Source organism: Actinomadura rubteroloni (assembly GCF_002911665.1).
In the GTDB taxonomy this organism is placed as follows: Bacteria; Actinomycetota; Actinomycetes; order Streptosporangiales; family Streptosporangiaceae; genus Spirillospora; species Spirillospora rubteroloni.
In genome coordinates, this window is the sequence record NZ_MTBP01000001.1 from 2,480,699 (window position 1) to 2,500,773 (window position 20,075).

General features: G+C 73.9%; 14 protein-coding genes. 12 read left to right on the forward strand and 2 right to left on the reverse strand.

Translation table 11 applies throughout. The features are described from left to right. The first annotated feature begins 257 nt into the window (after nt 1-257). From BTM25_RS11060 to BTM25_RS11085, 7 genes are read left to right on the forward strand one after another with little or no spacing between them, the layout of a single operon-like run. Nucleotides 258-1,325 carry a hypothetical protein gene (locus BTM25_RS11060; RefSeq protein WP_103562578.1) on the forward strand — a complete coding sequence of 356 codons (1,068 nt, stop codon included), beginning with the start codon at nt 258-260 and terminating at the stop codon, nt 1,323-1,325. Between the two features lie 2 nt (nt 1,326-1,327). Next, the gene (locus BTM25_RS29145; protein WP_146059024.1) at nt 1,328-2,644 is read left to right on the forward strand and encodes a TRAFAC clade GTPase domain-containing protein; all 1,317 of its coding nucleotides are present in this window, start codon (nt 1,328-1,330) and stop codon (nt 2,642-2,644) included. Further along, the gene (locus tag BTM25_RS11065; RefSeq protein WP_146059025.1) at nt 2,641-5,247 is read left to right on the forward strand and encodes a hypothetical protein; all 2,607 of its coding nucleotides are present in this window, start codon (nt 2,641-2,643) and stop codon (nt 5,245-5,247) included. The genes BTM25_RS29145 and BTM25_RS11065 overlap by 4 nt, the downstream gene beginning before the upstream one ends. Beyond that, nucleotides 5,247-6,365 (forward strand): hypothetical protein, encoded by a 1,119-nt coding sequence (locus BTM25_RS11070; RefSeq protein ID WP_103562580.1) that lies wholly within the window; start codon nt 5,247-5,249, stop codon nt 6,363-6,365. Before BTM25_RS11065 ends, BTM25_RS11070 begins: the two co-directional genes overlap by 1 nt. Continuing rightward, complete coding sequence (locus BTM25_RS11075; protein ID WP_103562581.1) at nt 6,362-6,916, forward strand: hypothetical protein; 555 nt, start codon at nt 6,362-6,364, stop codon at nt 6,914-6,916. The genes BTM25_RS11070 and BTM25_RS11075 overlap by 4 nt, the downstream gene beginning before the upstream one ends. A gap of 20 nt (nt 6,917-6,936) precedes the next feature. Next, nucleotides 6,937-8,508: a hypothetical protein gene (locus tag BTM25_RS11080; protein ID WP_146059026.1), complete on the forward strand. Its 1,572-nt coding sequence runs from the start codon at nt 6,937-6,939 to the stop codon at nt 8,506-8,508. Then, nucleotides 8,505-9,713, forward strand: coding sequence for a TRAFAC clade GTPase domain-containing protein (locus BTM25_RS11085; RefSeq protein ID WP_103562583.1), 1,209 nt, complete (start codon nt 8,505-8,507; stop codon nt 9,711-9,713). Before BTM25_RS11080 ends, BTM25_RS11085 begins: the two co-directional genes overlap by 4 nt. Here the strand turns inward: BTM25_RS11085 and BTM25_RS11090 are convergent. Next, nucleotides 9,707-11,284, reverse strand: a complete 1,578-nt coding sequence (locus BTM25_RS11090) for a serine/threonine protein kinase (protein WP_103562584.1) — start codon at nt 11,282-11,284, stop codon at nt 9,707-9,709. The genes BTM25_RS11085 and BTM25_RS11090 overlap by 7 nt on opposite strands. A 134-nt stretch (nt 11,285-11,418) precedes the next feature. On the opposite strand from BTM25_RS11090, the gene BTM25_RS11095 reads away from it, so the two are divergent. After that, the gene (locus tag BTM25_RS11095; protein ID WP_407923374.1) at nt 11,419-13,827 is read left to right on the forward strand and encodes a Tex family protein; all 2,409 of its coding nucleotides are present in this window, start codon (nt 11,419-11,421) and stop codon (nt 13,825-13,827) included. Nucleotides 13,828-13,939: 112 nt separating this feature from the next. On the opposite strand, the gene BTM25_RS11100 is transcribed toward BTM25_RS11095, so the two are convergent. Next, entirely contained in the window at nt 13,940-15,154 is a 1,215-nt protein-coding gene (locus tag BTM25_RS11100) for a DMT family transporter (protein WP_103562585.1), read from the reverse strand. Nucleotides 15,155-15,472: 318 nt separating this feature from the next. Between BTM25_RS11100 and tig the strand changes: the two genes are divergently transcribed. The 4 genes from tig to clpX all read left to right on the forward strand — a co-directional run bounded on the left by tig (nt 15,473) and on the right by clpX (nt 19,989). Next, a complete protein-coding gene (tig, locus tag BTM25_RS11105) occupies nt 15,473-16,981 on the forward strand; it encodes a trigger factor (protein ID WP_103562586.1) in 1,509 nt (502 codons plus the stop codon). A 209-nt stretch (nt 16,982-17,190) separates the two neighbouring features. After that, on the forward strand, nt 17,191-17,820 hold the full coding sequence (locus BTM25_RS11110; RefSeq protein WP_103562897.1) for a ClpP family protease: 630 nt from the start codon (nt 17,191-17,193) through the stop codon (nt 17,818-17,820). 73 nt (nt 17,821-17,893) lie between these two features. Continuing rightward, nucleotides 17,894-18,520, forward strand: coding sequence for an ATP-dependent Clp protease proteolytic subunit (locus BTM25_RS11115; protein WP_205648080.1), 627 nt, complete (start codon nt 17,894-17,896; stop codon nt 18,518-18,520). A 188-nt stretch (nt 18,521-18,708) separates the two neighbouring features. Then, nucleotides 18,709-19,989 carry an ATP-dependent Clp protease ATP-binding subunit ClpX gene (gene clpX / locus BTM25_RS11120; RefSeq protein WP_103562588.1) on the forward strand — a complete coding sequence of 427 codons (1,281 nt, stop codon included), beginning with the start codon at nt 18,709-18,711 and terminating at the stop codon, nt 19,987-19,989. The last annotated feature ends 86 nt before the right edge of the window (nt 19,990-20,075 follow it).

Genomic DNA, 20,075 nt, shown 5'->3' on the forward strand with positions numbered 1-20,075 from the left:
ACGAGACGGTAATTGCGCGTCCCGTGCTCCATTCCGTGTCCGGATCCGGCCAGTTAGCGGGTCGGCGGAAACAAACCGGCGCCGCGCGCGTCTCATGGAGTAGCTCCCGGTTCTCCTCGACGTTCGCAGGGTCCGGTGGCGTTTGGACCGGTCCAAACAATCGCCTGGAATTCGTCCCGCATTAAGGGGCGAACCGACTTGAGCGGCCCGGTAGGTTTGCCGTAAATAGGACGCACCAACTCAACGAGCGGACGGGGGTGCCGGTGGAGCAGACGCTCGTCCTGCAGAAGTCCTTCGGGCAGCCGGGCCGGGTGCGGCTCGCGTTCGAGCCGGACGGCCCGGAGTACGAGGACGCCCTCTTCTCCCACCGCCACGGCCGCACCGAGGGGCGTCCGAGCCTCCTCAAGGTCGCCGTGTCGCCCGCCGGGGCGCGGGTGCTGCGCCGGGAGGCGGAGGTCTTCGACCGCGTCGGCGGACGGCACGCGTGCTTCGGCGCGCTGCTCGGGTTCCGCACCGCCGAGGACCCCGTCTGCCTGCTCGTCACCCGGCGCGGACTGCCGATCGCCCGGCTCGACCCCGCGCCGCGCCTGGACGCCGTCCAGCTCGCGCGGGCGGCCCGCGACCTGTTCGGCGCGCTCGCCGCGCTGGAGGAGCACGGCTTCGCGCACCGGGCCGTGTCGCCCGAGAGCGTGTTCTGGGACGGCCGCCGCGTCGAACTCCAGGAACTCGGGCACGTCCAGCCGCTCGGGCCGGGCGCCGCGCTCGCCGGGTCCGCGCTCGCCACGCCCACCGGGCTGCCCGCGAGCGAGATGCCGGACGTGCAGGCGGCGGCCCGCGTCATCCACCGGCTGGCGACCGGCCGCCACCACGGCGGCCCCCCGGACGCGCTGCTCGCCGACCTCGCCCGGATCGACCCCGCGCTCGCGGCCGTCCTCGCGCCCGCCCTGCATGCCGGGCCGGGGCCGCTCGTGCCCCCGGCGGCGATCGCCGCGCAGCTCGTGGAGACCGCGCCGCGCCCCGCGCCGGCCCGGACCGCCCCCGAGGCGCAGCCCGCGCCGGGCCGCCGCCCGGCGGCGCCCGGCGACCGCGACCACGCGTTCCGCAGCGAGTTCCGGGAACTGCGCCGCCAGCAGCGCGAGTTCCGCCGCCGGACGGCCGAGCGCACGCCGTCCCGCCGTCCGCGCACGGCCCTCGACGCGTTCCCGCCCCCGACGGCGGCGCCCCGGCCCGCGCCCGCCGGCGACGGCGCCTCGCCCGCCCTGTTCGTCTTCGCCGGGGCGATCGTCCTCGTGCTGATCATCGTCGTCGTCCTGATGGTGAGGTGACCGTGAGCGAGCCACCGGCTCCGGAAGTCCCGTCGAAGATCGAGGGACCGTTCCTGATGCCGCCCGCCGAGAGCGACCGGCCCGCGCCGGAGCCGCAGGCCGAGCGCGGCGCCCCCGACCCGTCCCCGGCGGCCGGGAGCAGCGGCGCGGCGGTGTCCAGCGCGCGGCTCCCGCACACCGCCCAGGAGGCGCGGTCGTCCGGTCCGCAGCCGGTCCGCGAGCCCGCCCCGGCGCGCGGGAGGGCCAAGCGCGAGCCCGGCCCGGCCGACGGCCCCGCCGGACGCAAGATGACGTGCCCGTACTGCCTCAGCGACTTCGACTGGAACAAGGCGCCGCTCGTCGACCGCGACGAGGAGGGCGTCGAGACGCCGCTGCGCCCCGAGCCCGGCGAGTCGGACGCCCGCTGGCGCACCCGCACGATGCACGCCTGGCGGATCTGCGACGTGACGGGCGAGGACCACTACATCCCCGCGTCGCTCGGCGGGATGAAGCCGCTGATCATCGGACTCGTCGGCAAGACCAGCTCCGGCAAGTCGCACCTGCTCGCGGCGATGATGAAGGAGCTGGAGAACGCCGCGCTCAAGATCACCCACCGGCTCAACGTCCTGCCGCTGGACGCGAGGCTCCAGCGGACGCTCACCGAGAAGTACCAGCTCGGCCTGCTCAACGACCGCAGGGTCCTGCCCCGCACGTTCCGGGGCACGCCGGAGTTCACCTGCGCCTACCGCGTCACCAGCGGGCACACCGGCGAGCAGTACGCGCTGCTGGTCTTCGACGTCGCGGGCGAGATCTTCACCGCCGGGGAGACGGCCGCGATGACGCCGTTCATGGCCGTCGCGGACGCGCTGATCTTCGTGGCGGACGGCGCGGACCTCGACGTCCGGCCCGGCGCGCCCGTCGCCGACCCCGGCTTCACCGCCGTCCTCACCCACGTCGACCAGGTGCGGGCGCGCGGCGGGCAGCAGTTCCTGCCCGTCCCGGCGGCGCTGGTCGTCGCCAAGTCCGACAAGCTCCGGACGTTCCCCGAGGTCGACCGGTGGATCGCCCGCGACGACGACCTCGACCTCACGACCGTCGAGCAGGAGTCCGAGGACGCCTACGCATTCCTGCGGGCGCGCGGCGCGGGCTCGTGGCTGGCGCCCGTCCAGGAGTGCTCGGACGCCACGCTGCACTTCGCGTCCGCGACCGGCGTGGACCCCGAGGACGGCGAGTACCCCGAACGCTCCTTCCGGCGCCAGCGCGTGCTCCGGCCGCTGCTGGCACTGCTCGCGATGCGGGGCGTCCTGCCCCGGCGGATGATCGACCCGGAGGCGTCATGACCGGGGACCGCGTCGACCACATCGTCTTCACCTGGTCGGACCGGCTGCTCGTCGGCGGCAGCGGGCTCGGCCCGGTCGCGTCGTCGCTCGGCCCGGACGCGCTGCGCGTGTGGAACCAGCGGCTCGCGGGCGGCGACATCGCCGTCGGGCAGTGGTTCCACGGCGCGCCCGAATGCGTCGCGCTCGGCGCGCTGACGTTCGGCCAGACGGGCGGGGAGGGCGCCGTGCTGCGCGTGCTGCCCGCGCGCGACCCGAACGGGCGGATCTCCCAGGTCGTCCACGCGCTCGTCGGCGCGGCCGACACCGTGGACGCCCGGCTCGCCCTCGGCCTGCACGACTGGACCGGCTGGATCACCGCCGACGCGGCAGGCCGGACGCCGCCGACCCTGCGCCCCGAGCACGGCCGTGACCTGCGCAAACTCGCCGACGCCGGGCTGGACGCGCTGCCGGTGCGCCCGGACGCGCTGCGCGGCCTGCTCGCCGGGGTCCTCGCCGCGCCCGCCGACGCCTACGCCGCCGAGATCGCGCCGGACGACTACGGGCTCGTCGCCGCGCTCGTCACCCGCCTGGACGGCACGGCCGGCGACCTGCCGTGGACGGTCATGCTCGGCGCCGACGTCACCCGCGCCGCCGTGCGCCCCCGCGTCCTCGCGCTCGCGTCCCCGGAGGCGCGCCGGGGCCGGACCCTCCTGACGACCGCGCCGCCCGCCGATTCCCGGTTCGCGCGCGCGGCGGGGCTGCTGTCCGACCTCGGGGCGGTGGCCCTGACCCGTCCGGCCGCGCCGCTGTCGGACCCCGAACTGCTGCTGGACTGGGTGGAGGCCGAGCACCAGCGCGCGTCCACGGTCCTGACGCTGGTCGACCGCGCCCTCGACGGGACGCTGGACGAGCCCGGCCGCCGCCACCTCAACGGCCCCGCCGGGCAGGAGCGGCTGCGCGCGGAGACCCGGCTCGTCCCGGTCGCCGTCCTCGCCGACCGGCTCGCGCGCTGGGCCGCGCACCCGCCGCACGGGCTGGAGGAGGCCGCGCGGACGCTGCGCCGCGTCGGCGCCCTGCGCTACCTCGCCGACGCCGAGCAGGACCGCGAGGCCGCCAAGCGGCTGCTGACGGCGGCGGGCGCGATGGGCGTCGCGGGCCGCGAGGCCGCCGACATCCTGGCGGAGTGGCGCGCCGGGCAGGCCGGCGTCACGCCGACGCACGAGTACGGCGCGATCTTCTTCGCGCTGCGGTTCGGGCTGGACCTGGCGGGGGACCCGACGATCGGCGGGCTGCTGCCGGGGATGACGGCCGTCCGGCTGCTGCGCTGGAGCGCGGAGCTGGCGGCGGCCGACGACACCCGCGCCGCGCGGCACTTCCTCGCCACCGCGCACGCCGGGGCGGCCCGCTCGCGCCGCCGCCGGGGCGACGCGGACGTGCGGGAGCTGCTGCGCGAGACCGAGGCGTTCCACGACACGATCGCGCGGATCGTCCAGGTCGAGGACCTGTCGGGCGACGCGGAGACCGCGCTGTACCGGCAGGTGTTCGAGCTGGGGTACGGCGTGCCCGAGCAGGAGCTGCGGACCGTCCTCGCCGACCTGCCCGCCGACGGGACGCGCACCGAGTTCCGTCCCTGGCTGGCCCTGGCGGACCTGCTCGGCGGCGGCACCGAGGTCGTGGACGTCGCATGTCACGCGGCGGCGCGCGGCGCGCGGTCGGCGGTGCTCCAGGCGATGCTGGAGCCGCTGCCGACGCCGGGGCTGCTCCAGGCGGCGCGGCAGCGGCCGGACGAGATGACGCTCGTCACGGCCGTCCTGTGGGTCGTCGGCGCCCGCGAGGCCACGCCCGAGGAGCGCACGGCCAACCGGCGCGTGCTGCTCGCGGCCCGGTTCCTCATCGACCCCGTCGAGCGGACGTGGCCCACGGCCGCCGACCGGTGCGCCGCGTACGGGATCCTGCTCGGCGTCGCCTACCGCGTGGCGGACGGCGACGGCCGCGCCACCGGCCTCACCGCCGCTGAGGCGAAGGAACTGCTGGCACTGGACGGTCCCGAGCCGTTCCTGTTCGCGCTGCTCCAGGCGGCCGGGGAGGACGCGGTCGTGCCCGTCCTGCTGGCGCTGGCGCGGCGGTCGGGGACCGAACTCGGGCTGCCCGCCCCCACGGTCGACGCGGCGCTGCGGACGCCGCACCACCGGACGGTCGAGATCCGGACCGAGCGCGGACCGGCCCCGCAGGCGCCGCGCTGGGCGAAGGAGGAGCCGCCGAAGGCGCCGCTCCCGCCCGCGCCGTTCCGCACCGAGACCCAGGGCGCCGGTCACAGCGCGGGGCAGGGCAACGGGTCCGGCGGGTCGCAGGACAAGCCGGCCGAGCCGGAGGGGCGCGGGGCGGGCTTCGCCGCGTGGCTCGGCGCGCAGGACCGGCGGCTGCTGCTCGGCGGCGGCGCGGTCGTGCTCGTGCTGCTCGTCCTCGTGCTCCTGCTGGCCTTCACCGGCGGATCCGGCGAGAAGCCGAAGCCCGGACCGACGGTGTACGTCACCAAGACCGTCAGCCCGTCGCCGTCCGACGACGTCAAGCCCGACAAGCAGAAGCGCCAGCAGAACGAGAACAACGATGGGAACGGACCCTGATGGCGTCTGGATCGGCCCTCGCGGTCACCGCCCCCGACGAGGCGCTCGCCGCGATCAGCGGCCGGTTCCGCCGGTACGCCGAGGACGCGCTGCGCCGCACCCGCGCGGCCGACCGTCCGGCGGCGACCGGCCCGGACCTGCTCCTGCGGCTGGCCGACGAACTCGACCCGTCCAACGGCCGCCTCCCCGCCGCGATCGACCTCGCCGCCGCCTACCCGGCCGAGGCGCTGCTGCCCGAGCCGCCGCCGTCGCGCGGGCTGGAGCGGCTGGTCGGCTGGACGCGGACGCTGCGCGACGTGCTGGTGTTCGTCCCCATCCTCATCACCTGGTGGATGCTGCACGAGGCGCTCGGCGCGTACGGCGACGCGGGCAGCCAGGCGTCGTTCCTGCTCGGCTGGCAGGCGGGCTCGTTCGACCCCGACCACATCCGCCGGGGCGTCCAGGACTTCACGCCGCTGTCGCAGACGGCGTGGTGGGTCGTCCTCGCGGTGCTCGTGATGATCGCCGTCGCGGTCGCGGTGAACGCGGGCGAGAACCGGCTGGAGCGGCCCCGCTACGAGGCCGAGCGCGCCCAGATCGCGCAGGACCTCGCGCTCGCCGGCCACCTGATCACCGGGAACGCCGACATCGACGTCTCCTACCGGGAGCTGCGCGCGTACGTCCAGGCGATGGAGTCGAGCGTCGGCGCGCTCGTCGACCGGCTCGCGGGCACCGCCGAGGAGGTCCGCGCCGCGCTGGAGAGCACCGGCGGCAAGCGGATCGAGGAGGCCATCCAGCGCTGGATCGACAAGGCGTCGGTGCTGGAGGACTCGCTCACCGCGCTGCGCGTCCCCGCCGAGACGATCGACGCGTTCCGCTCGCTTCAGGCTGACATCGCCGCCGGTCAGCGCGAGCTGCGCGCCGAACTGGCCGCGCTGCTGAAGGCCGTCGAGGACGCGACGCTCGCCACCGCCGACCACGCCGACGTCACCCGGCACTACCAGGAGGCCGGGAGCAAGGCGATGGCGGACACGGCGCTGCGGCTGTCGGACGCCGTCCGCGACCTCGGCGACTTCGTGGGCGAGTCCCGCACGTTCGTGGACTACCTGCGCCGCCGCGACGACGGCGCGCCGCGATGAGCCGCCGTCCGCGCCGCCGGTTCGGCGTCGGGCACCTGGCCGGCTGGCTGTTCGCCGACCTCATGCTGGTGCTGTTCCTCGTCGCGATGGCCGTGCAGCCGCGCGCCCAGATCGCCGTCGGGAAGACGCCGGAGAAGCGGCCGACGCCGGACGGGCCGCGCGTCCTCGGCCAGGAGTTCTGCGAGTTCATGATCCCGGTGCGCGCCGACGGGCTGCTCGGCGGCGCGTCCTCGGCCCGCGCCGATCTGCTGGCCAAGGTGCGGAGCGCGCTGCGCGGCGACCGCCCGTCCTGGCTGCACGGGCCCGAGATGCACACCAAGGCCGGACGGGCGTCGTGCGACCGGCAGTTGCGCGATGACCTCAAGGTCGGGTTCTTCCTCGTCTACGGCGCGCAGGCCGACGTCAACCGGGGCGTCCAGCTCGGCCAGAAGGCCGCCAAGGCGATCCGGACGGGCGACGACCGGTTCGGCGAGGCGATCTACCGCGCCGCGTGGACGGGCGGCGAGGGCGGCGACGCGGTCCAGATCATCACGTTCTTCTACCAGAACTGACCGAACCGGGAGGCGAGGCGATGAGAACCGAGCGGGTGCCGCTCTGGACGCCGTCCGGCGACCGGGTCGTGTTCGACCTGGCGCTGGAGGCCGCCGCCGTCGGCGGCGGGCGGTACATCGCGCACTTCGGCACCGTCGCCGGACCCGACGGCCGTCCGGTCGACTGCCTCTACAAGGTCGCCCACGGCCAGTCCGGACGCCGCGCGCTCGACGCCGAACTCGGCGTGTTCGGCGCGTTCCGCATGGACGGGCTGCGCGCGGACCAGTTCGCCGACCTCCTCGGCCACGACCTCGACGCCGACGACGGTCGCGCCCGGCTGCTCCAGACCCGGCGCGGCAGGCCCGTCGACCCGCGCCGCCTCCCGCTCGGCGACCAGCAGCTCTGGCATCCCGTCCGGGACCTGTTCACGGCGCTGCGGGTGCTCGCCGACAACGGGTACGCGCACCGCAACATCGCGCCCTCGACCGTCCTGTTCGACGGGACGCGCCTCCAGATCGCCGACCTCACCGAGGCCTACGGACAGCCGTCCGACGACGACCTCGCCCGCGACGTCTCGGCCGCCGCCGCGCTGCTGCACTGGCTCGCCTCGGGCGGCCCGTCGGCGCTCGCCCCCGACGGCGACGACACCCAGCGCGCCCGGGAACTGGACTGGCTGATGCGCTTCCACCCCGACCTCGCGGTCGTCCTGCGCCCCGTCTACGAGGGCACCGAACCGACGGCCGCGGCCCTCCTGCAACGCATGACGGCCTGGCCCGCCCCCGCGCAACCCGCCCCCGGCCCCGCGCAGCCGCACCGCCCCGGCCCCGCGCCGGGACCCGGGCACGACTCCGGGTCGCGCCATCCGCACGGCCCCGACCATGTGCCCGCTCCCGGCCCCGCGCCCGCTCCCGGCCCCGCGCCCGCGCCCGCGCCAGGGCACCCGCAAAGCCCCGGCCACGCGCCGGCACCCGGCCACGCGCCCGCTCCCGGATCCGCGCAGGGACCAGGACACGACCCCGGGTCGCGCCACTCGCACGGCCCCGGCCCCGGGCCTGCGCAGGGCGCGCCTGGTTATCCGCACGAAGCGGGGCTTGCGCAGGGCGTGCCCGGGGACTCACAGGCGCCCGTGCCGGGACAGGCGCATGAAGCCGGGGGCGTGCCGGGGCGTCCGGGGGAGCCCGGGACGGCGCGCGATGCCGCCGGGCCCGACGACGTCCGCACCGACCGCGTCAAGTACCTGCCGCCGTCCCGGACGCAGCCGAACCCCCGGCCGCAGCGCCCGGAGCAACCCCCGGCGCAGCCGCCGCCGCAGCCCGCCGAGGACGAACTCGTCGCGGGCGAGGAGTTCGAGCGGAGCTGGACGGGCCCCGCGCCCGCCCGGCCCGCCGCACCGCGCGCGACCGGCCCGCAGGCGCCGCCGGACGTCCCCGGACCCGAGACGTCCGCGCCGCATCCGGTGCGTCCGTCCGCCCCGGCGCCGGGCCGCGCGTCCCTGCCGCCCGACTTCCCGTTCCACACGAACGCGGACGGGAACCGCCGTCTTCACCCCGCCGTCCTCTGGCCGGCGCTGTTCGTCCTGGTCGTCCTCGTCCTCCTGGTGGTGTTGCCATGACCGCCCCGCCCCGGCAGCCCGGCCCGTACGGCGAGCCGAACCATTTCGGCCCGCCGCCCCAGCAGTACGGCCGGACGCAGCGGTACGAGCAGCAGTACGGGCAGCCCGCGCCGGGCCGCGCCGTGATCTGCCCGTACTGCCTCAACACGATCGACTGGCAGGATTTCGGGACCGTCCCGCTCGTCCGGGAGACCACCGAGGGCCCGGAGGCGCTGACGCGCGCCCTCGGCGAGTCCGACGAGCGCTGGCGGCACCGGACGCTCGGCGCCAAGCGGCAGTGCCGGGGCGACGGCGAGCCGCACTACCTGCCCGCCGACTACGGCGAGCTGGAACCGCTGATCATCGGCATCGTCGGGGCGTCGGCGGCGGGCAAGACGCACCTGCTCACGTCGATGATCGCCCAGTTGGAGCGGCGCCGCGCGATGCTGTCGGGCGAGCTGACCTTCCGGCCGCTGGACGGACGGCTGCGCCAGCGGTTCTACGAGGACCGTGTCCGCCCGTTCCTGGAGCACCGCCGCGTCCTGCCCCGGACGGGCCGCACCGAGCGGGCCGAGTTCGTCTACGGGCTGCGCGTGACGAGCGCGCACACGGGCCGTTCCCACGCCGTCGTGTTCTTCGACGTCGCGGGGGAGCTGTTCGACGCGCACGAGTACGAGGCGACCCCGTTCATGAGCCTGGTGGACGGCCTCATCTACGTCGCCGACGGCAGCCGCCTGCGCTCGGGCGACCGCTGGAACCCGTGGCCGCCCGAGCCGGGCTTCGCCGCCGCGATCGCGCAGCTCACCGACGCGCCGGCGCGCGGCCCGGTCCCGGCGGTGATCGTCGTGGCCAAGTCCGACGTCCTGGACGGCGTGGACGACGACGAGACCGTCACCCGCTGGATCGGCCGCCAGGACGAGACCCGCCTCGCCGACCTGCGCACCGCCAAGCTGGAGAGCCGCGAGGCGTTCCACTTCCTGCGGCGGCGCGGCGCGGAACTGTGGCTGGAGCCGTTCCAGCCGGGGTCGCCGGTGACGCTGCACTTCGCGTCCGCGTCGGGCGTCCCGCAGCTCCCCGACCCCGAACTCGGCGCGTTCCCCGACGACGGGTTCGGCCCGAAGCGGGTCCTGCGGCCGCTGCTGTCGCTGTTCAGCATGGCGGGGCTCGTCCCGGCGATCGAGATGGAGGAGCCGCCCGGCCCGCCTCCGCCGCCGCTGTACTACTGAGGGACGGCCGTCCGCCACGCGTGCCGGACGAGCAGCGCCGTCACCGCGAGGTCGGCCCGCCCGTCCAGGGACGACGGGTCGGCGAGCGCACGCCGCTCGTCCCACCACGCGGCGCCCGGCGGGACAGCGCGGGCCAGAGCGCGGACCTGCCCAGCCGCGCCGGGATCGAGCGTCAGTTCCGTCGCGCGCGCCCACAGCGCCGCCCACTCCGCCCCGGACGGCAGCTCGGCCGGACGCCGCCGTCCCGCCCGGTCGTAGCCGCCGAGCACCCGGCCCCGCAGCCAGCCGAGCCGCGCCTCGGCGCGCCGCACGACCTCGGGCGCCTCGGCGTGGACGCGGCGCAGCGGCGCGCAGCCGTCCCGGCAGCCGGGGTGCCCGCAGCGGTGCCGGGCCGCCTCGGCGAGGATCCCGCCGTCCACCGCCTCCCACAGCAGCCGCTGCCCGGACTCGCCGCCGCGCGCGAGCGCGAGCAGCCCGGCCGCGTCGACCGGACGGCCCTGGAAGCGCGGCGGCAGGTCCGCGAGGACGTCGGCGGCGAGCCGCGCGAGGGCCAGCGGCGCCCGCCCCGCCGACAACGCGCGCAGGTGCCGGACGGACGCCGGGTCCGTGCCGCGCGCGACGAGCCAGTCCGCGAGCGCGTCGCCGTTGCCGTCCGCGAGCCAGACGGCCCCGGCCCGCCAGTGGCGTTCCAGATCGTCGGCCAGGTCCTCGATCGCGCGGTAGGTCCGGCCCTGGAAGCGCGGCGGGGGGTTCTCCGCCGCGACCCACCCGGCGACCTGCTCGTACGTCCAGCGCCGCGCCGGATCGACCGTCAGCAGCCCCTCGACCAGCGGGCGCCACGCCGGGTCGCGCACCGCGTCCAGCGGCGGCGGGCGCCGGGCCGTCAGCGCCGCGCGCACCTCGTCGGGCGTCATGTCCCCGTACGGCGTGCGGCGCGTCAGCAGCTCGTGGACGATGATCCCGAGCGCCCACCACGCCGACCGCGCGTCGGGCCGTCCCCGCGCGGTCTCGGGCGCCGCGTACGCCCAGGTCGTCAGCACGACGATCCCGCCGGGGCCGTGGCGCCGCCGGACGTTGCGGCCCGTCCCGCCGAAGTCCCCGATGACCAGCTCGTACGGGTCGCGGGACCGGACGAGGACGTTCGCGGGCTTCACGTCGGTGTGCGTGAGGTTCAGGTCGTCCAGCCAGAAGTGCAGGCACTCGGCCAGCTCGGCGACGACCGCGTGCAGTTCCCGGTCGCCCGCCGGGGGCGACGCGCCGTGGATGACGTCCCGGAGCGAGCCGTGGACGCAGTACTCCTCGGCCGTCCAGCCGACCGTGCCGCCGTCGTGCTCCACGTTGCCGTACCCGTAGATGCGGGGGACGTGCCGCGCCGAGCCCCGCCGCGCGAGCACGAGCATCCGGTCCAGGTCGGCCGGGAACTCCTTGTCCACCTTCACCACGACCGTGCCCGCCGCCGAGTCCGCCAGGTAGACGACCGACTCGGCGCCGACGTCCAGCACGGACCGGGGGGTGAACCGGTCCCGGAGCGCCGCCGGGAAGTCGGCCGCCTCCCACGTCTCCCGCGTCACACCGATCCTTCCGCCGCGTCGCAAATGTACCGTGGCGCGGTGTCCCGCGCCGTGCGGGTCGGACGGGGCGACAACCGGTCCCGGTTCCCGGAACAATGCACGAGCGACGCCACCGGGGAGAAAGAATCGAGACCGTGACAGCGACCATCAGCCACACCGCCGGACCCGACGACCAGGCCCCGCCGCCGATCACCGCGCGGATCGCGGCGGAGCTGGACGTCCGGGAGGGCCAGGTCCGCGTCGCCGTGGACCTGCTCGACGGCGGCTCGACCGTCCCGTTCATCGCCCGCTACCGCAAGGAGGCCACCGGCGCCCTCGACGACGCGCAGCTCCGCGCGCTGGAGGAGCGCCTGCGCTACCTGCGCGAGCTGGACGAGCGGCGCGGCGCGATCCTGGAGTCGATCGACGGTCAGGGCAAGCTCACCGCGGAGCTGCGCGCCCAGATCGTGGCGGCCGACTCCAAGGCCCGGCTGGAGGACATCTACCTCCCGTACAAGCCCAAACGGCGCACCAAGGCGCAGATCGCCCGGGAGGCCGGGCTCGAACCGCTCGCCGAGCTGCTGCTGGCCGATCCCGGCCGCGACCCGCGCGCCGAGGCCGAGGCGTACGTGGACGCCGGCAAGAACGTCGCCGACGCCACCGCCGCGCTGGAGGGCGCCCGTTCCATCCTCGTGGAGCGGTTCGCCGAGGACGCCGACCTCATCGGCGCCCTGCGCGAGCGCATGTGGACGCGGGGCCGCGTCGTCGCGAAGGTCCGCGCCGGCAAGGAGGAGGCGGGCGCGAAGTTCGCCGACTACTTCGACTTCACCGAGCCGTTCGCCAAGCTGCCGTCGCACCGCGTCCTCGCGCTGTTCCGGGGCGAGAAGGAAGAGGTCCTGGACCTCGAACTGGAGCCCGAGGAGGACCCCGGCCCCGGCGTGCGCTCGTCGTTCGAGGCCGAGATCGCCCGCCGGTTCGGCGTCGAGGACCGGGGCCGTCCGGGCGACGCGTGGCTCGGCGAGGTCGTCCGCTGGACGTGGCGGACGCGCGTGCTCGTCCACCTCGGCATCGACCTGCGCACCCGGCTGCGGCAGGAGGCCGAGGACGAGGCCGTCCGGGTGTTCGCCGCCAACCTGCGCGACCTGCTGCTCGCCGCCCCCGCCGGGACCCGCGCCACGATGGGCCTGGACCCGGGCCTGCGCACGGGCGTGAAGGTCGCGATCGTGGACGGCACCGGCAAGGTCGTCGCCACCGACACGATCTTCCCGCACGAGCCGCGCCGCCGCTGGGACGACTCGATCGCGACGCTGGCCCGCCTCGCCCGCGAGCACAACGTGGACCTGGTCGCGATCGGCAACGGCACCGCGTCCCGCGAGACCGACAAGCTCGCCGCCGACCTCATCGCCCGCCACCCCGACCTGCCGCTCACCAAGATCATGGTGTCGGAGGCGGGCGCGTCGGTGTACTCGGCGTCGGAGTACGCGGGCCGCGAGCTGCCGGGCATGGACGTGTCGCTGCGCGGCGCCGTCTCCATCGCCCGCCGCCTCCAGGACCCGCTGGCCGAGCTGGTCAAGATCGACCCCAAGTCCATCGGCGTCGGCCAGTACCAGCACGACGTGTCGGAGACCAAGCTGTCGCGGTCCCTGGACGCCGTCGTGGAGGACTGCGTGAACGCGGTCGGCGTGGACGTCAACACCGCGTCCGTGCCGCTGCTCACCCGCGTGTCGGGCATCAGCGAGGGCCTGGCCGAGAACATCGTCGCGCACCGCGACGCCAACGGCCGCTTCCGCTCCCGCGCCGGCCTGCGCGACGTGCCGCGCCTCGGCCCGAAGGCGTTCGAGCAGTGCGCGGGGTTCCTGCGCGTCCCCGGCGGCGACGACCCGCTGGACTCCTCCAGCGTCCACCCCGAGGCCTACCCGGTCGTCCACCGGATCCTCGCGGCGGCGGGCTCGGACGTCGCCGGGGTCGTCGGCAACACGGCCGTCCTGCGCTCGCTGCGCCCCGCCGACTTCGTGGACGACGCGTTCGGCCTCCCGACCGTCACCGACATCCTCGCCGAACTGGAGAAGCCCGGCCGCGACCCGCGTCCGGTCTTCCGCGCCGCCGCGTTCAAGGAGGGCGTCGACAAGCTCTCCGACCTGGAGAAGGGCATGGTCCTGGAGGGCGTCGTGACGAACGTGGCCGCGTTCGGCGCGTTCGTGGACGTCGGCGTCCACCAGGACGGGCTGGTGCACATTTCCGCGATGTCCGACCGCTTCGTCGCCGACCCGCGCGACGTGGTGAAGCCCGGCGACATCGTCCGCGTGAAGGTCCTGGACGTCGACCTGCCGCGCAAGCGCATCTCCCTCACGCTGCGGCTGACCGACGAGGCCCGCACCGAGACCCGCACCGAGAACCCGGCGCAGAAACGGCAGCCGTCCCGTCCGCAGCCCGGCAACCGCAACGCGCCCCGCAGTCGGCCCGCCGCGCAGCCCGCGTCCGGGGCGATGGCGGACGCGCTGCGCCGCGCCGGACTGACCGACGGCCTGCCCGCCACCAACAAGAAGCCGAAGAAGAACCGCTGAACAGAGCCCGGCGCGGCCCCGGAGGCCGCGCCGGGCACCCGGCGTGACCGTGACGGCTCCGAACGTGGCCGGCGAAGGGCGCGCCGATGCGGCGTTCAGATCGCGGGACGGGCTACTGCCAGGGCGGGTTGTGGTTGTCCTCGGGCATCCGGTGCCGTCCGCTGCCGGTCTCGGGCGGCGGGGCCTGCCGGTCGTCCGGGGGATACGGGCCGCGTCCGAGGGGGTCGCGGCCGAGCGGGTCTCCGGCCAGGGGGTCGGGGGCCAGCGGGTCGCGGTCCTGCGGGCCGGGCGCGAACGGGTTGCGGCCGAACCCCGGGCCGTCCAGCGGCGTCGGCGCGGACGCCAGGCCGTACTCCGAGCGGGACAGGCCCGTCAGCCCGGACGACGACGAACGCGGACCGATCGGCGGCTCACCGAACGGGTCGCCCTCCAGCACACCGCTGTCGGTGCCGAGCGGAAGGTCGCTGTGCGGGACGGGCCGGTGCCGGGGGAACTGGAGCACCGCGACGAGCCCGATCGCCAGCGCCACCACGCGCAGCGTCGAGTTCAGCCGGTCCGTCGGCCACGGCTCGTCGTACATGAACGTGCCCATGAGCAGCAGGTACGTCTTCGCGCTGACCGTCATGATCGTCGCGACGACCGACACGCGGCAGCGCTGGAACGCCGTCACGAGGATCCCGAACCCGAGCGCCGCGGCCAGCACCGTCAGGTACGGGTACAGGGTGGTGAGGACGCCGAAGCCCGAGGCGTCGGAGTCGCTCCACCCCTTGATCGCCAGTTCGGCCGTGCCGACGGGGAACCCGGCGAGCATGCCGTAGGCGATGCCGGTGATCGGACGCGCGTGCCGTCCGTCCGGGCGGTAGTCCTGGAACAGCAGCAGCACGAGCGGCCCGAGCAGCGCCGGGACCACCACGACGCCGATCTTCCACAGCGGCACGTCCACCGTCCGCACCGGCGGCGGGTTGCCCGTGGACGCCACCAGCAGCAGGATCGCGCCGCCGATGAGCAGCAGGCTCAGCCACTCGCGCGCCGACAGCCGCTCGCGGAAGAACACCATCGCGATCAGCAGCAGCGGGACGACGCCCGCCATGAAGATCGGGACCGCCACGCCGAGCGACAGCTTGGAGAGCGCGACGATCTGCAGGCTGAGCCCGCACAGCACGATCGCCAGCGCCACGAGGAACACCCAGCTCGACAGGATGGTCCAGATCATGTGCACGATTCGGTTGCCGCGCAGGGGCTCCATCCGGTCCGCCGCGAGCTTGAACACGGCGAAGCCGAGGTAGTACAGAGCCGTCGCGCCGAAGGCCGCAGCTATCCCGTTCATCCCGGAAGAGTATGGGGGGTCCGGGTGCTCCATGTCACATGCCCAGGTAGCGCGCATGGTAGGGAATCGGCGGCGCTGGGTGATCATGCGGCGCGGGTCCCGGCCGGGCCGTCCGGCGCCGCGCCGGACCCGGAAGCGGGCCGGGCGGCGGACGCGGTGTCCGCAGTCCGCGCCCGAACCCCATAGACTTGGCGCGCACGGGCGCGGAGCCGGTTTCTTCGGCGTGCCCGCGAGTGAGACCGAGCCGGAGAGACTGCCCGGCTGAGCACGCGTCGAACGCCCCGGCCGAGACAGCGCGGATCAAGGAGACCTACCCCAGTGAAGACCGATGTCGAGGAGCTGACCCCCACGCGGGTCAAGCTCACCGTCGAGGTGCCGTTCGACGAGCTCAAGCCGAACCTCGACAAGGCGTACAAGGAGATCTCGCAGCAGGTGCGGATCAAGGGCTTCCGGCCCGGCAGGGTCCCCGCCCCGCTGATCGACAAGTACGTCGGCCGCGGCGCGGTCCTGCAGGAGGCGGTCAACGACGCGCTGCCCGAGCTGTACGGGCGGGCGGTCGAGGAGTCGGAGATCTTCGTCCTCGGCCAGCCGGACGTCGAGGTCACCGAGCTGGACGACGGCCAGCAGTTCGCGTTCACCGCCGAGGTGGACATCCGGCCGAAGTTCGAGGTGCCCGACTACGACGGCCTGGAGGTCGTCGTGGACACCGCCGAGGTCGACGACGAGAAGATCGCCGAGACGGTCGACAACCTGCGCGAGCGCTTCGCGTCCCTCACCACGGTCGAGCGGGCCGCGCAGGAGGGCGACTTCGCGACCATCGACCTGGCCGCGTCGATCGACGGCGAGGCCGTCGCGGACGCCTCCACCACCGGCTACTCCTACGAGGTGGGCTCCGGCTCGTCGGTCGAGGGCCTGGACGACGCCGTCACCGGCCTGTCGGCGGGCGAGAGCGCCACGTTCACGGCCCCGCTGCCGGGCGGCGAGCGCGCGGGCGAGGACGCCGAGATCACCGTGACCGTCCAGAGCGTGAAGATCAAGGACCTGCCGGCCGAGGACGACGAGTTCGCCCAGCTCGCGTCCGAGTTCGACACGATCGAGCAGCTCCGCGAGGACGTCCGCACGCGGCTCGGCCGCCAGGTCAAGCTGCAGCAGCTCTCCGACGCGCGCGACAAGGCGCTGGAGGCCCTGCTGGACAAGGTCGACATCCCGCTCCCCGACAAGGTCGTCGAGGACGAGGTCAACCGCCGCAACCAGCAGTTCGAGCAGCAGCTCGCGATGTCCGGGACGACCCGCGCGGACTACCTCGCCGACGAGGAGAAGTCCGAGGAGGAGTTCACCGCCGACGTCGAGAAGGCCGCGCGCCTGGCCGTCAAGGGCGGCTTCCTGCTCGACCAGCTCGCCGTGCAGGAGGAGCTGGGCGTCGAGAACGAGGAGCTCAGCGAGTACGTCGTCACGCAGGCCATGCAGATGGGCGTGGCGCCGCAGCAGCTCGCCGAGTACCTCACCGAGAACAACCAGCTCCCGGCCATCGTCGCCGAGGTCCTGCGCAACAAGGCGCTGAACCTCATCGTCGAGCACGTCGTCATCAAGGACGAGGCGGGCGCCACGATCGACGCCGCCGCCCTCCAGCGCGAGCTGAACGGCGAGACCGTCGAGGTCGAGTCCGAGGCCGACGCGGAGGTCGAGGTCGCCGACGAGGCGCAGGCCATCGCCGATGCCGACGCCGACGCCGAGGCCGCCGACACGGCGGACGCCGAGGCCGCCGCGGACGCCAACGCCGAGGCCGAGGCGAAGGCCGACGCGGAGGATGCGCAGAAGGACGCCTGATCCTCGCAAGAAGCGACGAACGCCCCGTTTCCCGGCCGCCGTGCCGGGACGCGGGGCGTTCGCCTTATCCGGCCGAGACCCGTTCCAATCCCGTCACGGCGAGCTACGCCGCCAGCGAAAAGCGGGCCCTCGCGGCTTAACACGGCCGTCCGGCGCGTTACTGTCCAGACATCCGTACCGATTAAAGGACCGGAGGAACACCGGTGAGCATGCCTCCGACTTTCGAGTCGTCGCAGGTTCAGGCGCGGGTCGCCGAGGCGCCCCTGCTGCCCCTCGGCGACCAGCTCTTCCAGCGGCTGCTGCGCGAACGCATCGTCTTCCTCGGCCAGCAGGTCGACGACGACATCGCCAACCGCATCTGCGCCGAACTCCTGCTGCTGTCCGCCGAGGACGGCCGGCGCGACATCACGCTCTACATCAACTCGCCCGGCGGCTCGGTGACGGCCGGCATGGCGATCTACGACATCATGCGGTACGTCCCGAACGACATCGTCACCGTCGGCATGGGCCTGGCCGCGTCGATGGGCCAGTTCCTGCTCTGCGCGGGGACGCCCGGCAAGCGGTACGCGCTGCCGCACGCGCGGATCATGATGCACCAGCCGTCCGGCGGCATCGGCGGCACGGCCTCGGACATCAAGATCCAGGCCGAGCAGATGCTGTACGTGAAGCGGACGCTCGCCGAGAAGATCGCCGAGCACACCGGCCAGCCGCTGGAGCAGATCGAGAAGGACTCCGACCGCGACCGCTGGTTCACCGCCGACGAGGCCCGCGACTACGGCCTGGTCGACCACGTGGTGCTGAGCGCCACCCAGGTGCCCTCCGAGGGCCCCGTCTCCTGACGAACCCGAAGCGACCTACGGAGGCACGCAAGTGAGCGACCTGATCCGTCCGCAGATCCAAGCCGGCGGGGCGATGCCCGTCGACAACCGCTACATCATTCCGTCGTTCGTCGAGCGCACCACGTACGGGGTCAAGGAGATGAACCCGTACAACAAGCTCTTCGAGGAGCGGATCATCTTCCTCGGCGTGCAGATCGACGACGCGTCCGCGAACGACGTGATGGCCCAGCTCATCACGCTGGAGTCGATCGACCCCGACCGCGACATCAGCATCTACATCAACTCGCCCGGCGGTTCCTTCACCGCGATGACGGCGATCTACGACACGATGCAGTTCGTCAAGCCGGACGTCCAGACGGTCTGCATCGGCCAGGCGGCGTCGGCGGCGGCCGTGCTGCTCGCGGCGGGCACCAAGGGCAAGCGGGCGGCGCTGCCGAACTCGCGGATCCTGATCCACCAGCCCGCGACCGAGGGCACCTACGGCCAGTCGAGCGACATCGAGATCCAGGCGCGCGAGATCATGCGGATCCGCGAGCTGCTGGAGGAGATCCTCGCCCTGCACAGCGGCAAGACGCAGGACGAGGTCCGCGTCGACATCGAACGCGACAAGATCCTCACGGCGGACGAGGCCAAGGACTACGGCCTCATCGACGACGTCTTCGTCAGCAGGAAGCGCCAAGCCGAGGTAGTGTCGTCCTGAGACGGCGCCTCCGGCGGCGCTCCGGGGACGCGGGAGACCCCCGCCCGGTCGTGACACTTCCGGGCGAGGGGCTCACCGGGTCCGCAGGAGACGGTAACGTCGAATCCAACGTCGAATGAACCTCCGGGACGCAATCGAGCCGGCCCACATCCTCCAGGCGGGCGGCCCCACGAAAAGGAGACGGTTGGGTGGCACGCATCGGCGACGGTGGTGATCTGCTCAAGTGCTCGTTCTGCGGAAAGAGCCAGAAGCAGGTCAAGAAGCTCATCGCGGGTCCGGGCGTGTATATCTGCGACGAGTGCATTGATCTCTGCAACGAGATCATCGAGGAAGAGCTGTCGGAGACCTCCGACCTCAAGTGGGACAGCCTGCCCAAGCCGCGAGAGATCTACGAGTTCCTCGACGGCTATGTGATCGGGCAGGAGACGGCGAAGAAGAACCTTTCGGTCGCCGTCTACAACCACTACAAGCGCATCCAGTCGGGTGAGGCGGCGGGCCGGGACGACGGCGTCGAACTGGGCAAGTCCAACATCCTGCTGCTCGGCCCGACGGGGTCGGGGAAGACGCTGCTCGCGCAGACGCTCGCCAAGCTCCTCAACGTGCCGTTCGCCATCGCCGACGCGACCGCGCTGACCGAGGCGGGCTACGTCGGGGAGGATGTCGAGAACATTCTGCTCAAGCTGATCCAGGCGGCCGACTACGACGTCAAGAAGGCCGAGACCGGGATCATCTACATCGACGAGGTCGACAAGATCGCCCGCAAGAGCGAGAACCCGTCGATCACCCGGGACGTGTCCGGCGAGGGCGTCCAGCAGGCGCTGCTGAAGATCCTGGAGGGCACGACCGCGAGCGTCCCGCCGCAGGGCGGACGCAAGCACCCGCACCAGGAGTTCATCCAGATCGACACGACGAACGTGCTGTTCATCTGCGGCGGCGCGTTCGCGGGCCTGGAGAAGATCGTCGAGTCGCGGATCGGCAAGCAGGGCATGGGCTTCGGCGCCGCGCTGCGCTCCAAGGCCGACTTCGGCGAGGTCGCCGAGATGCTCGGCGACGTCATGCCGGAGGACCTGCTGAAGTTCGGGATGATCCCGGAGTTCATCGGCCGGCTGCCGATCATCACGAGCGTCCACAACCTGGACCGCGAGGCGCTGATCAACATCCTGACCGAGCCGAAGAACGCGCTGGTGCGGCAGTACCACCGCCTCTTCGAGATGGACGGGGTGGACCTGGAGTTCACCGACGACGCCCTTGAAGCCATCGCGGACCAGTCGATCCTGCGCGGCACGGGCGCCCGCGGCCTGCGCGCGATCATGGAAGAGGTCCTGATGTCGGTGATGTACGAGGTGCCGTCCCGCCAGGACGTGGCGCGCGTCGTCATCACCCGCGAGGCGGTGCTGGAGCACGTGAACCCGACGCTGGTGCCGCGCGAGCGCGCGACCAAGCGCGAGCCGCGCGAGAAGAGCGCCTGACCGCGCCCGCCTTCGGCCGAACGCCCCTCTCCGGAGGGGCGTTCGTCGTTTCCGGCGCCGGTGTTATTGTGCTGCGAAGCTAGGTC